Source organism: Allobosea sp. P4_H5, assembly GCF_056400825.1.
In genome coordinates, this window is sequence record NZ_JBFUKM010000002.1 from 361,968 (window position 1) to 374,885 (window position 12,918).

General features: G+C 64.9%; 10 protein-coding genes. 4 read left to right on the top strand and 6 right to left on the bottom strand.

What is annotated here, in order from left to right; all coding sequences use genetic code 11:
* Nucleotides 1-11 precede the first annotated feature (11 nt).
* Nucleotides 12-935: a LysR family transcriptional regulator gene (locus AC1DS0_RS05700; RefSeq protein WP_476813410.1), complete on the bottom strand. Its 924-nt coding sequence runs from the start codon at nucleotides 933-935 to the stop codon at nucleotides 12-14.
* 164 nt (nucleotides 936-1,099) lie between these two features.
* On the opposite strand from AC1DS0_RS05700, the gene AC1DS0_RS05705 reads away from it, so the two are divergent.
* Entirely contained in the window at nucleotides 1,100-2,650 is a 1,551-nt protein-coding gene (locus tag AC1DS0_RS05705; protein WP_476813411.1) for an MFS transporter, read from the top strand.
* A 134-nt stretch (nucleotides 2,651-2,784) separates the two neighbouring features.
* On the opposite strand, the gene AC1DS0_RS05710 is transcribed toward AC1DS0_RS05705, so the two are convergent.
* From AC1DS0_RS05710 to AC1DS0_RS05725, 4 genes are all read right to left on the bottom strand, one after another.
* The gene (locus AC1DS0_RS05710) at nucleotides 2,785-3,768 is read right to left on the bottom strand and encodes a Dyp-type peroxidase (RefSeq protein WP_476813412.1); all 984 of its coding nucleotides are present in this window, start codon (nucleotides 3,766-3,768) and stop codon (nucleotides 2,785-2,787) included.
* Nucleotides 3,769-3,821: 53 nt separating this feature from the next.
* Nucleotides 3,822-3,956, bottom strand: coding sequence for a hypothetical protein (locus AC1DS0_RS05715; protein ID WP_476813562.1), 135 nt, complete (start codon nucleotides 3,954-3,956; stop codon nucleotides 3,822-3,824).
* Nucleotides 3,957-5,333: 1,377 nt separating this feature from the next.
* Nucleotides 5,334-6,962 (bottom strand): acyl-CoA synthetase, encoded by a 1,629-nt coding sequence (locus AC1DS0_RS05720; protein ID WP_476813413.1) that lies wholly within the window; start codon nucleotides 6,960-6,962, stop codon nucleotides 5,334-5,336.
* Nucleotides 6,963-7,023: 61 nt separating this feature from the next.
* A complete protein-coding gene (locus tag AC1DS0_RS05725) occupies nucleotides 7,024-7,782 on the bottom strand; it encodes a sulfite exporter TauE/SafE family protein (protein ID WP_476813414.1) in 759 nt (252 codons plus the stop codon).
* Between the two features lie 204 nt (nucleotides 7,783-7,986).
* Between AC1DS0_RS05725 and AC1DS0_RS05730 the strand changes: the two genes are divergently transcribed.
* The 3 genes from AC1DS0_RS05730 (at nucleotide 7,987) to AC1DS0_RS05740 (ending at nucleotide 12,012) form a co-directional block, all read left to right on the top strand.
* Nucleotides 7,987-9,903, top strand: coding sequence for a propionyl-CoA synthetase (locus tag AC1DS0_RS05730; protein ID WP_476813415.1), 1,917 nt, complete (start codon nucleotides 7,987-7,989; stop codon nucleotides 9,901-9,903).
* A 94-nt stretch (nucleotides 9,904-9,997) separates the two neighbouring features.
* Complete coding sequence (locus AC1DS0_RS05735; RefSeq protein ID WP_476813416.1) at nucleotides 9,998-10,321, top strand: hypothetical protein; 324 nt, start codon at nucleotides 9,998-10,000, stop codon at nucleotides 10,319-10,321.
* Nucleotides 10,318-12,012 (top strand): methyl-accepting chemotaxis protein, encoded by a 1,695-nt coding sequence (locus AC1DS0_RS05740; protein ID WP_476813417.1) that lies wholly within the window; start codon nucleotides 10,318-10,320, stop codon nucleotides 12,010-12,012. The genes AC1DS0_RS05735 and AC1DS0_RS05740 overlap by 4 nt, the downstream gene beginning before the upstream one ends.
* 11 nt (nucleotides 12,013-12,023) lie before the next feature.
* Here AC1DS0_RS05740 and AC1DS0_RS05745 read toward each other — a convergent pair whose 3' ends face one another.
* Nucleotides 12,024-12,908, bottom strand: a complete 885-nt coding sequence (locus AC1DS0_RS05745) for an MBL fold metallo-hydrolase (RefSeq protein WP_476813418.1) — start codon at nucleotides 12,906-12,908, stop codon at nucleotides 12,024-12,026.
* Nucleotides 12,909-12,918: the final 10 nt, after the last annotated feature.

A 12,918-nucleotide genomic window follows, 5' to 3' on the forward strand; every position in this document is an offset into this window, starting at 1 on the left:
GCAAGCGACGCTCAGCCCGCCTTGATGCCGGCCATGAGGTCGCAGCGCGTCGAAAACAGCTGCTGCCCGGCGAAGTCGACAAAGACTCTCACCTTCGGCGAGAGGTTGCGGTTTGACGGCCAGATCAGGCTGAACTGGCCGGGGCCTTCGATCTCGGCGTCCAGCAAGGTACGGAGAGTGCCGCTGGCCAGCGGTTCGCGCACCAGGAAGTCCGGCATGCAGGCAATGCCGAGTCCTGCGACCGCGGCTCCTCGGACTGCCTCCATGTTGTTGCAGACCAGGGCGGTGCGCGGCGTTGGCGCCTGCTGGCCAGGAGGCAGGTGCAGTGGCCAGGGCTGAATCTTGCCGCTGTTGGGAAAGCGGAAGCGGATGCCGTGATGCCGACCAAGATCGCTCGGCGAGGCAGGAACGCCATGGCGCTCCAGATAGGAAGGGGCGGCGCAGAGCAGCATCTGGAACGGGCGGAGCGGCCGCGCCATCAGGCGGGAATCCGGAAGCTCGCCGCTGCGGATCGCGACATCAATCCCTTCCTCGATCAGGTCGACGATGCGGTCGTTGAAATCGATGTCGACCTCGATATCGGGATACTGCGCCATGAATTCGGGCAGCACCGGCAGCAGCAGATGGTAGCTGACGATCGGTGCGCTGATGCGCAACGAGCCGCGCGGGGTTTCCGCCGCTCGCGCGACCATCGAGCGGGCATCGTCGAGATCATCGAGAACGCGCCGGCAGCGCTCATGGAAAGCGCGGCCTTCTTCGGTCAGGCGCAGATTGCGGGTCGAGCGCTGGAAGAGCCGGACCCCCAGCTCTTCCTCCAACCGCGACACCGCCTTGCCGATCGCCGAGGCGGAGATCCCCAGCACCCGCCCCGCCGCGACGAAGCTGCCGAGATCGGCGGTGCGTACGAAGGGCAACAGCCCGCTCAACCTGTCCATACCCAGCCTCTCGCCAACATCAATTCGAGCGTTTTATTCCAGTATGTATGGAATTAGGCCAGCCTTATTGGGCGATTACGTCCGACATAGCATGCTTTCAGTCGGAAGATGACGGAGCGGTCGCGCATCGCGCCTTCCGAGACAGCGAACGGAACCAGCTCATCATGACGGATCAGATCACGCGGTCGCGCGCGGCCGAGCGGGCGCTCGTACTTTTGTCCGTCTGCCTCGCGGCGGCTGCGATGCCGCTGACCTTCACCGGGACGGCGGTCGCCCTCCCGGCCATCGGCAAGGCGTTGGGTGGCAGCCCGATCGCTCTCAACTGGGTCACCAACGCCTTCATGCTGACGTTCGGATCAAGCCTGATGGCGGCCGGTGCGCTGGCGGACGCCTATGGTCGCAAACGCGTCTTCCTGATCGGTGTTGGAGCCTTTGCCGCAGTTTCGGCGGCGCTTGCCGTCGTGCCGGATATCGTCTGGTTCGATTTCGGGCGAGCAACGCAGGGCGCGGCGGCGGCCGCAGCCTTCTCCGGAGGCATGGCCGCGCTCGCCCAGGAGTTCGACGGCGTGTCGCGCGTGCGCGCCTTCAGCATCGTCGGCACGAGCTTCGGAATCGGCCTCGCCTTCGGCCCGATCGGATCGGGCATGATGATCGATGCGTTCGGCTGGCGCAGCATATTCGGCCTCGTCGTCACGCTGGCCCTGCTATCCCTGCTGCTCGGTGCGCGGAGCCTGTCCGAATCCCGCGATCCGCAAGCCCGCGGCCTCGATTGGCCGGGTGCGCTCAGCTTCACGGCCGCCCTGGCGTTGCTCACCTATGGCGTGCTGCTGGTGCCGGAGCGTGGCTGGTCCGATCCGAGCGCACTTGGGTTGCTCGCCGGCGCCGTCGTCATGTTCGTCGCCTTCGGGATGATCGAGCGGCGCGTCGCCCGGCCGATGCTGGATCTCACGCTGTTCCGCTATCCACGCTTCGTCGGCGTGCAGTTGCTGGCGGCGGCGCCGGCCTATGCTTTCGTCGTCCTGCTGATCCTGTTGCCGATCCGGTTCATTGGCATCGAGGGCCTGAGTGAGGTCGCAGCCGGCCGATTGATGATCGCGCTGTCGGCGCCGCTGCTGGTTCTGCCGCTCGTGGCCGGGCTGCTGACCCGTTGGTTCACGCCCGCCACGATCTGCGGTCTCGGCCTGCTGGTCTGCGCGCTTGGCCTGTTCTGGCTGAGCCGCGTTGCGGTTGGCGGCGACGTCACGGCCGTCATCATGCCGATGCTGCTGATCGGCATCGGCATCAGCTTGCCCTGGGGGCTGATGGACGGCCTTGCCGTCAGCGTCGTGCCGAAGGAGCGGGCCGGCATGGCCACGGGCATCTTCAGCACCACGCGCGTCGCCGGAGAAGGCATCGCGCTGGCGGTGGTCGGCGCCGTCCTGTCGGCGTTAACGGCACAGCATCTGGCGGCCGACGGTGGGGCGGCGGGCCAGGCGGGGCCTGCTGCTCAGAGGCTGGTCACAGGGAACCTCTCCGGCGCGGCCGAGGCGATGCCGGTAGCCAGTCGCGCTGACCTGATCGCCGGCTATGGCGACGCCTTCGCCATGCTGCTCCTGATGCTCTGTGCCGTCACGGTCGTCACTGCCCTCGTCGTCTTCGCCTTTCTCGGATGGAAGCGCGAGCCGGTTTCGGAGGTGGTCGAGGACGTCGAAGACGGGGCGGCCTCGCGAGCCTGACCGGCTCCAGGGCGCATTTGCTGGTCATGGCAGCGCTCGGCAGCGCACGAAACGGGCAGCGTCGAGCATGCCGTCACGACACCGACGCCATCGCGTTCCGCCCCGAACCTCTGGGCTTTGCCGAATTCGACCGGTCAGGACGCGGCAAGCTTCTCCTGCGCAGCCTGCACCAGCGCTTCCAGCGTCGGGCGCGTCGGAGCAAAGAAGGTCGTGCCGGTGTGCGGCGTCGAGAAATCCAGCAGCCGATCGTAGGCACCCGGCGGGGCGCCGACATACATGCGCTGCAGCATCGTCTCGATCACCCAGAGATAGCGCGAGTAGCCGATGAAATAGGTGCCGAACTCGCGCTGGCCGGGCCGGCCGAACGGCATGTTGTCGCGCAGGATGTCGTGCTCGTTGCCGTCGGCATCGACGATCGTGGCCAGCGACTTGTGCGATTTGCGCGGCGCGGCGTCGTCGTCGATCTCGACGTTGTCGATCTTGGTGCGCCCGATGATCGCCTCCTGAAGCGGCGTCGGAACCTCCGCCCAGGCCTTGAGATCGTGCAGGTATTTCTGGATGACGACGTAGCTGCCGCCGGCGAAATCGGCATCTTCGTCGCCGACCAGCGCCGATGCCGGCAGGTCGAGGCCGGTCGGATTGGCGGTGCCGTCGACGAAGCCCAGAAGATCGCGCGCGTCGAAATAGCGAAAGCCCGAGACCTCGTCGACGACCGCGACGCTGTCGCCGAGGCTGTCGAGCAGGAGGCGCTCGAATTCGAAGCACAGATCGGGGCGTTCCGAGCGGATATGGAAAAGCAGGTCGCCCGGCGTCGACGGAGCGTCGTGGGCCGCGCCCGCGATCGGCGCGAAGGGCTTCAGCTCCCGCGGCCGCTTGCCAGGATCGAGACGGTCCCAGAGGCTGTGACCGATGCCGACGATGCAGGACAGCCGGGCGGAGAGATCGCGAAACCCGACGGTCTTGACGAGGTCGTCGAGCCCGTCGAGTGCTGCGCAGGCCTTCGCCAGGGCGGCTTGCTCGCTTCCGACGGTAACCACGAGAAAGACGGCGGCGCGCGACAGGGGCGCGTCGATGCTCTGCGCCTCGATCGGCACCCTGTCCCAGTTCTTGCCCGTCATCGCGGCTGCTCCAACTCGCTTCAGAAAGAACTGCGGACATTGCGACGGTCATGTTACCGCCCGTTCACAGCGCCCCGCGCCATCTGGCGCAGCTTGAATTTCTGGATCTTCCCGGTCGAGGTCTTCGGGACCTCGGTGAAGACCACCGTCCGCGGGTATTTGAACGAGGCGAGCAGCGCCTTGATCAACCGTCGCTCCCTATCCGTCAAATCCGTTTTGTGTCGAGGTCCCGCGCGACTGGGCTGGCAGCGAGTGGCTGGGGTCCATATCGCTCACTCTAAGGTGGCCCGCACAACCTCTTGGAATCACGAGCGACCCGGCCGCCGCTCAACCTTTTTCGGGAGGGACTTCCAAAGTCGACACAACGATTGAACCGTTGCTCCTTGGGGTAATAATGATAAGAATACAGCCGCCATCGGGTAGCTCCATTCTTGCACGGTGAATCGAATGCCCTTAAGGCGCACAAGTATCAACTCTGAGTCAAACCCAAGTAAGCTGGAGGCTATAAAACTAGAATACGGTTTTGTCTCGTCTCATTTGCGAGATATAGTTAATGCTCGACTCGCATCAATAGGTGTGTATCTTGCTGCATTGGGAATATATTTTAATGCGTCGAATAGCTTTCTTTCCTTTATTGCTATTAATATAATTACTTTTGTTATCTGGCGGATAGAACTTAGAAATAGGGTAATAATAAGAACTTGTACCCGAAGATTGACAAGTATTGAGAGAGATTTTTTTAAGTATTCAGACGGTTTCTTCGTTTCTAGTCATCCTCTCCATACGGCAGAAGGGCGTCACGATCCTGTGAGGGGTACAATAAATGACGTCAGGGAAGTAGTGTTCATACCTTATGTAATTTTTCGAATGAGTATTTGGTTTCTTAAATTTAAACGGACGATCAGAAATAATTCTTCACGAGAGAGGCATATTATTTCTGATGATAATTTGAGTACGGTGTCAATTTTTAGAAAGCCAAATCGTGGAAGTGCTGAAAAGAGAATATTTTCTTCGCGATTTCATACAATATTGCCTAAATCTCTGATGTCTTTGTATTTTGTTCAGTACAGAATAGGCCAGAAATCTAGATTTTTGAGCTACTCAGCAACGATGGATATTCTTTTTACTCTCATTCTTGCTGCAAGTTTGCTTCGAATTGCGGCTTTGCCTATCATGAAATACCTTTAGCTCGCCATGCGTCCGACAAGATGCGTTAATCGTAGCCTATCTGGTTGTTTTGTATCGGCCTGTAGGAGTTGTTCTCTGCGGTCGATCGGACGAGATGGCGTGATCATGCCGCCGTATCGATAATGAGCTGGTTCTCTTTTATCGGACGAAGGGCTCTTGATGTATTCGATGCTGTCGGGGTCCACCCCGATCGGAGAATGTGATCTCTCTGCCGGGGCCTTTGCGTGATGCTGCACGCCAAAAGAGATGGCGATCGCAAGGAAATGCGTGCCCGTTCTACAACAGTACTAGTTGGAACGGGTTGAGCCGAGATTTCCTGTCGAGCGCTGTCATATCATCGAATGCTGCCTCCTTACCTGCTGGAGGCAGCATGCGGCTCACAGCGCCCGCGCCATCTCGCGCAGCTTGAATTTCTGGATCTTGCCGGTCGACGTCTTCGGCACTTCGACGAAGACTACGGTCCGCGGGCATTTGAACGAGGCGAGCAGCGTCCTGCACCAGGCGATGATCTCGTCCTGCGTGGCGGTCTGCCCCGGTTTCAGTTCGACGAAGGCGCAGGGCGTTTCGCCCCATTTCTCGTCGGGGCGAGCGACGACGGCGGCGGTCTGCACCGCCGGATGCTTGTAGAGCGCGTCCTCGACCTCGATCGAGGAGATGTTCTCGCCGCCGGAGATGATGATGTCCTTGGAGCGGTCCTTGAGCTGGATATAGCCGTCGGGATGCATCACGCCGAGATCGCCGGAGTGGAACCAGCCGCCCTCGAAGGCGGCCTTGGTCGATTTCGGGTTCTTGAGATAGCCCTTCATCACGACATTGCCGCGGAACATCACCTCGCCGAGTGTCTCCCCATCATGCGGCACGCGCTGCATCGTCTCGGGGTCGAGCACGTCGAGCCCTTCCAGCGCCGGATAGCGCACGCCCTGGCGCGCCTTCAGCGCCGCCTGCTCGGCGCCCGGCAGGGCGTCCCAGGCGCCGTTCCATTCGTTGACCACGGCGGGGCCGTAGACCTCGGTCAGCCCGTAGAGATGGACGACGTTGAAGCCGGCCTGCGCCATGCCGGCGAGCACGGCCTCGGGCGGCGGGGCGGCGGCTGTGAAGAAATTCACCTTCTGCGGGAAGCCGCGGCGCTCGGCATCGGGCGCATTGAGCAGCGCCGACATCACGATTGGCGCGCCGCACATATGGGTGACGCCATGGTCGGCCAGCGCATCGTACATCGCCTTCGCCCGGACCTGACGCAGGCAGACATGGGTGCCGGCGAGCAGCGAGATCGTCCAGGGGAAGCACCAGCCATTGCAGTGGAACATCGGCAGGGTCCAGAGATAGACCGGGTGCCGTCCCATGCCGCCGGTGAGCACGTTCGAGGTCGCCAGCAGGTTGGCGCCGCGATGGTGGTAGACCACGCCCTTGGGATCGCCGGTGGTGCCGGAGGTGTAGTTCAGCGCGATCGCATCCCATTCGTCGGATGGCATCAGCCAGTCGAAATCGGGATCGCCCTGCTTGAGAAAATCCTCGTATTCGACGCTGCCGAGCCGCTCGCCTGGGCCGTCATAGACCGGGTCGTCATAGTCGATGACCAGCGGCTTCACCTTGCAGAGCGCCAGCGCCTCCTTGACCGTCTTCGAGAATTCGCGGTCGGCGATCAGCACCTTGGCCTCGCCATGGTCGAGCGAGAAGGCGATGATCGCGGCGTCGAGGCGGGTGTTGAGCGTGTTGAGGACGGCGCCGCACATCGGCACGCCGTAATGGCATTCGAGCATGGCCGGTGTGTTCGGCAGCATCGCCGCCACCGTGTCGTTCTTGCCGATGCCATGCTGCTTCAGCGCCGAGGCGAGCCGGCGGGTGCGGGCGTAGAGCTCGGCATAAGTCCGCTTCAGGGGCCCGTGGATGACGGCGATGTGGTTCGGGAAGACGCTGGCCGCGCGCTCGAGGAAGGGCAGCGGCGAGAGCGGCTGGAAGTTCGCCGGGTTGCGATCGAGATCGGTGTCGTAGGGGGAGATCGGCATGGCTCTGGCATTCCCGGCGGTTGTTGCCGGACAGCCTAGAAGCGCGCTCCGTCACGGGCAATCAGCCGAAGAGCGGACGCACGCCGTCGAAGACCAGTTTCACGCCGACCGCGATCAGCAGCCAGTAGATGATGGTGTAGAAGCGCTCGGCCGGGACGCGCCGGACCAGCCAGACGCCGGCGATGGTCGAGAGGATCGCGACTGGGGCAAGCGCGGCCGATGCCATCAGGTTCTGATGGCTGAACTGACCGAGGAAGAAATAGGGCAGCACCTTGATCCAGTTCATCAGCGCGAAGAACAGCGCGCCGGTGCCGACGAAGACCGCCGGCGGCAGGCGCTGCGGCATGGTGTAGATCTGGAAGGGCGGGCCGCCGGCATGGGCGATCATGCTCGTGAATCCGCAGATCGCGCCCCAGAGCGTGCCGGCCGCATAGTTCGCCCTGGTCACCGGCTGGGCCGCCGTCTTGCCGGCGAGGAGACGGCGCAGAGCGAAGCCGATCGAGATCACGCCGACGGCGAGGCCGACGACGGCGTCAGAAACCTTCGCCGCCAGCAGATAGCCGGCGAGGACGCCGAGCAACATGCCGGGGATGAGGGTGGCGAGGTTTCGGCGGTCGAAGTCACGGCGATAGGACCAGACCGAGACGACGTCCTGGATGATCAGGATCGGCAGCATGATCGCCGCCGCCTGCACGGGCGAGACGATCAGCGCCATCAGCGGCAGCGAGAGCAGGCTGAGGCCCGCGAAACCGCCCTTGGACAGCCCCATCAGGATGACGGCCGGCACCATGACGGCGAAGAAGGTGAGGTCGAAGGTCATTCAGGTCGAAAGGCCATGCCTCGGCAAAGGCGGGGATGCGCGGGATGTGCAGGGCAACCCATCCGGTTGCGCTGAAAGTCTGACAGACGAACGCTTGCACGCAAGCGGCGGACATGGGCACGATCCCGCGCCAAATCCGGCCCGCAGACGGCCAGCCCGGAGTCCAGCTCTAGGCGCAATACCCGGCAAAGAGGAACGCTTTTCATGACTGCCAGCCATGCAAGCCGCTATGCGCAGATCTATGCCGCCTGGCAGCGGGACCCTGAAGCCTATTGGGCCGAGATCGCCGGGGGCATCGAGTGGATCAAGCCGCCGCAGCAGATCGTCGATGCGAAGGCCGGCATCTATGGCCGCTGGTTCCCGGATGCGAGCTGCAATACCTGCTTCAATGCGCTGGATAGGCATGTCCGCGACGGCCGCGCCGAGCAGACGGCGCTGATCTACGACAGCCCGGTCACCGGCACCAAGCAGCGTTTCACCTATGCGCAGATGCTCGACGAGGTCGCAACGCTCGCGGCCGTGCTGCAGGATCAGGGCGTCGGCAAGGGCGACCGCGTCATCCTCTATATGCCGATGATCCCGGAGGCGGCCTTCGCCATGCTGGCCTGCGCCCGCATCGGCGCGGTGCATTCGGTGGTGTTCGGCGGCTTCGCCGCCAAGGAACTGGCGACCCGCATCGACGACGCCACGCCCAAGCTGATCATGACCGCGACCTGCGGCATCGAGCCCACTCGCGTGGTCGAGTACAAGCCGCTGCTCGACGCGGCGATCGATCTCGCCACGCACAAGCCCGATGCTTGCATCGTGCTGCAGCGGCCGCAGGTCGATGCCTCCATGCATGTCAGCCGCGACAAGAATTGGCGCACCCTCGTCGCCGCTGCGCGCGCGAACGGGCGCAAAGCAGACTGTGTCGAGGTCGCCGCGACCGATCCGCTCTATGTGCTCTACACCTCCGGCACCACCGGCCGGCCCAAGGGCGTGGTGCGCGACAATGGCGGGCACATGGTCATGCTCGTCGCGACCATGACGCAGCTCTACGATGTCAGGCCCGGTGAGGTGATGTTCACCGCCTCCGATGTCGGCTGGGTCGTCGGTCACAGCTATATCGTGTACGGCCCGCTGATCCAGGGCGCGACCTCGATCCTCTATGAGGGCAAGCCGGTCGGCACGCCCGACCCCGGCGCCTATTGGCGGGTGATCGCCGAGCACAAGGCAGTGGCGATGTTCACCGCACCGACCGCCTTCCGGGCGATCCGCAAGGAAGACCCGCAGGCGACCTATCTCAAGGACTACGATCTCTCGCAGTTCCGCACGCTCTTCCTCGCCGGCGAGCGCGCCGATCCCGATACGCTGAAATGGGCCGAAGAGGTGCTGAAGGTGCCGGTGGTCGACCATTGGTGGCAGACCGAGACCGGCGCCTGCATGGTCGGCAATCCGGTGGGGCTGGGATTGCTGCCGATCAAGCATGGCTCGCCGAGCGTGCCGCTGCCCGGCTATGACATCCAGTGCCTCGACGAGGGCGGCAAGCCGGTGCCGGCCGGGACGATGGGCGCGATCGTCGCCAAGCTGCCGCTGCCGCCCGGCGCACTGCCGACGCTCTGGCAGGACGATGCCCGCTTCCGCAGCGCCTATCTCGAGACCTATCCCGGCTTCTACAACACCTCGGATGCCGGCTTCATCGACGCGGACGGCTATGTCTTCATCATGGGGCGCACCGACGACATCATCAACGTCGCCGGCCACCGGCTCTCGACCGGTGGCATGGAGGAGGTGCTGGCCTCACACCCGGCCGTGGCCGAATGCGCCGTTGTCGGGATCAAGGATGCGCTCAAGGGCGAGCAGCCCTGCGGCTTCGTCGTGATGAAGGCGGGCGTCACACAGTCGCCGGCCGAGGTCGAGAAGGAATTGGTCGGCCTGGTGCGCGACAAGATCGGTCCGGTCGCCGCCTTTAAGCTGGCAATCACCGTGGCCCGTCTGCCGAAGACGCGCTCCGGCAAGATCCTGCGCGCGACGATGAAGAAGATCGCCGACGGCGAGGAGTATGCGATGCCGGCGACGATTGAGGACCCGGCCGTGCTGGGCGAGATCGGGACCGCGCTGAAGGGCAGGGGGGTCGGCTGACAGCTCGCCGCGCAGTTCGACAAAAATACAACTTTACGTTGCTTTAAACAAAATCGTTCAGGATCGCAGGCGCTTATCCCGCCGGATTTAAACGATGGCGCCTCGCTCACGCGTCGGATTGCTGGCCTTGGCGATCGGTGCGCTGCTCGCGCCGATCGGCGTCGTCCTTGCGCCGCGCGATGGCGCGACCGTTCTCGTCCTCGCCGCAAGCTCTGCCGCAGCCGCGGAGGCGGTGAGCCTTGCTGACGGTGTCATCCTCGCACCGGTTGGCCGTTTCGGACTGCTGGCGCGTTCGCAATCTCCTGGCTTTTCGACGCGCCTCTACAGCTCCGGCGCTGCGCTCGTCCTGGCAGGGCTGGGCGGTGGCTGTTCCGGTCAGGCGCGCGATCCCCTTACTTCAGCGAGACGGTCCCTATGAGCCAGAGCCTCGAGACGTTCCGCCGTGCTTTCGCCAAGCCGCTGATGACAGGGCAATGGCTGCTGGTGCCGGTGACCTGTGCCGTCGGCTGGCTCGCCGGCCATCCGGCACTGCTCGCGATCGGTCTGGTCTCGACCCTGCTGGCCGCCGCCACGACCCTGGCCTGGCGCTCGGATGGGATCGGCCTGTCGACGCGGCTAATCTCGACCATCGCGATCAACGGGCAGGTGGCGCTGCTGGTCTTCGCCGCCGAGGGCACGCGCTATCAGATCGACATGCACATGGCCTTCTTCGCTGCGCTGGCGGTGATGACGGCCTGGTGCTGCTGGCGCTCGATCCTGGCCGCGACGGTGGTCGTGGCGGTGCACCATCTCGTGCTCAACTTCGTCTATCCCGCGGCTGTGTTCCCCGATGGCAGCGAATTCGCCCGCGTGATCGTCCACGCCGTCATCCTGCTGGCCGAGGCGGGTGCGCTGATCTGGATCGCGCAACGGCTGGCGGCAGCTCTCAGCCAGGCTGACGAGGCAGCTTCGACGGCACTGACCAATCAGGAGCGTGCCGAAGCGCTCCGGCATGACAGTGAAGCGAGCGAGACCGAGCGCGCCGCGGTCGAAGCGCATTTGCTCGAGGCCGTCGCCGGCGTCGTCGATGCGGCCAAGCGCGGCGATTTCTCGGCCAGGACCGTCCGCACCGATGATCTCGGCCGGTTCAGCGCGCTGGTGAGCGGTATCGACGAACTGACGCAGGCTTGCGAATCCTTCCTGGACGAGACCGACCATGCGCTTTCGGCGCTGGCCGATGGCGACCTCAGCACACGGATGTCGATCCGTTTCGAAGGTCGTCTGGCTGCCGTGGCCGGCAATTTCAACCGCTCGGCGGAGGCGCTCGCCGGAGCGCTGGCGGCCGTGGCGAGCAATGCTGCCCAGACGCGCAGCGCCGCCGAGGACATCCTCTCGGCGACGCTCGACCTGTCGCAGCGCGGGCAGAGCCAGGCAAATGCGTTGCAGGACACCTCGAGCGTCGTCGAGGAGATCGCGGCGACGGTGCGCCAGACCTCCGAGATCGTCCAGGCGGCAGCGCGCAAGGCGCGTTCGACCGCCGACGATGCCGGGGCCGGCGTCGCGGTGGCGGGGCGCGCGGTCGAGGCGATCGACAAGATCGACCAGCAGGCGCGCCGGATCGTCGACATCGTCGAGGTCATGGACGGGCTCGCCTTCCAGACCAATCTGCTGGCGCTGAACGCCTCGGTCGAGGCGGCGCGGGCGGGCGAGGGCGGGCGCGGTTTCGCCGTGGTCGCGACCGAGGTCCGCCGGCTCGCCCAGCAATCGGCCGATGCGGCGCGCGACGTCCGGGCGCTGATCAGCGAGACCAAGGTCCATGTCGACGAGGGTGTGAAGCTGGTGCGCGAGACTGGCGCCAGCCTGACCGCCATCTCCGGCGAGGTCGAGGAGGTCGCGCAGGCCTTCGGCGAGATCAACCAGGCGACAACCGAGCAGTCGCAGGGCGTCGGTGCGATCGAGCGGGCGTTGGCCGAGATCGATGCGGCCACGCAGGACAATGCCCGGGCGGCGGAACGCACCGCAGCCGCCGGGCGCGGCATGGCCGAGGCGGCCGAAGCGGTTGCGAGGCTGGCGGGGGGCTTCCGGTTCGATGGTTCGCAGGTCGGCGCAGGACTGCGCCGGGCCGCCTAGTGGAATCGCCCTCAGAACCCGATCGCGGCGCCGTTCCAGCGCAGCAGCCGCGCCGGCAATTCCAGCCGCATCAGATCCTCGCCGACGATCAGCGGCCCGGCATAGCCGCCGGCCCGGACTTCGGCGAAGAGCGCCGCGGTGTCGGCCCCTGGCGGGACGAGATGGGTCAGCGCCAGCGCTTCGACGCCGGCGCGCATGGCGAGGCCGGCCACAACCGCCGGGGTCATGTGATAGCTCTGGACCGACGCGACGGTTTCCGCCGAGCGCACGCCGGCGGTGACCGGCATCTGGCTGTCGATGAAGACCTCGCAGACCAGGAGATCGCAGCCTTGCGCGGCCTGTTCGAGCGACGGCGTCAGGCGGGTGTCGCCGGAGAAGACGATGCGGCTGCCATTGGCCGAGAGGCTGAGCCCGAAGGCCGGCTCGACCGGCTTGTGGTCGACGAGGAAGGCTTCGACCGCGAGGGCGCCGAGCCCGGCGATCGGGCCTTCCCGCAGCTCCTCGAACACGACCTCCAGGCCGGTCGCATCAGGGCGCTTCTCGAAGGCGATGCGCAAAGCGCGCTCGCGGGCGAAAGCCTCGTATTGGCCGCGCATATTGGCGAGCGCTGGCTCCGGCGCGAGCACGCGCCAGGGCCGGTTGCGGCCCTGATGCCAGGACGAGACGATCAGCTGGTAAAAATCGACCAGATGGTCGGAATGCTCATGGGTGACGATGAGCGTGTCGATCTGCGCCCCGGCATGGCCGGCGGCGACGAGGCGCTGGCTGACGCCCGAGCCGCAATCGATCAGAACCTTGACCCCGCCCGCCTCGACGAGATGGGCCGGGCCGGCGCGGCGCAGGCTGACAGGTGGCGCGCCGCTGCCGAGAAAGGTGAAGGCGAGGTCCGTTGTCATCGTCGCTCGC

Coding starts and splice junctions, on each gene's coding strand:
- AC1DS0_RS05700 (WP_476813410.1), bottom strand. CDS start 935: ATGGACAGGTTGAGCGGGCTGTTGCCCTTCGTACGCACCGCCGATCTC.
- AC1DS0_RS05705 (WP_476813411.1), top strand. CDS start 1,100: ATGACGGATCAGATCACGCGGTCGCGCGCGGCCGAGCGGGCGCTCGTA.
- AC1DS0_RS05710 (WP_476813412.1), bottom strand. CDS start 3,768: ATGACGGGCAAGAACTGGGACAGGGTGCCGATCGAGGCGCAGAGCATC.
- AC1DS0_RS05720 (WP_476813413.1), bottom strand. CDS start 6,962: ATGCCGATCTCCCCCTACGACACCGATCTCGATCGCAACCCGGCGAAC.
- AC1DS0_RS05725 (WP_476813414.1), bottom strand. CDS start 7,782: ATGACCTTCGACCTCACCTTCTTCGCCGTCATGGTGCCGGCCGTCATC.
- AC1DS0_RS05730 (WP_476813415.1), top strand. CDS start 7,987: ATGACTGCCAGCCATGCAAGCCGCTATGCGCAGATCTATGCCGCCTGG.
- AC1DS0_RS05735 (WP_476813416.1), top strand. CDS start 9,998: ATGGCGCCTCGCTCACGCGTCGGATTGCTGGCCTTGGCGATCGGTGCG.
- AC1DS0_RS05740 (WP_476813417.1), top strand. CDS start 10,318: ATGAGCCAGAGCCTCGAGACGTTCCGCCGTGCTTTCGCCAAGCCGCTG.
- AC1DS0_RS05745 (WP_476813418.1), bottom strand. CDS start 12,908: ATGACAACGGACCTCGCCTTCACCTTTCTCGGCAGCGGCGCGCCACCT.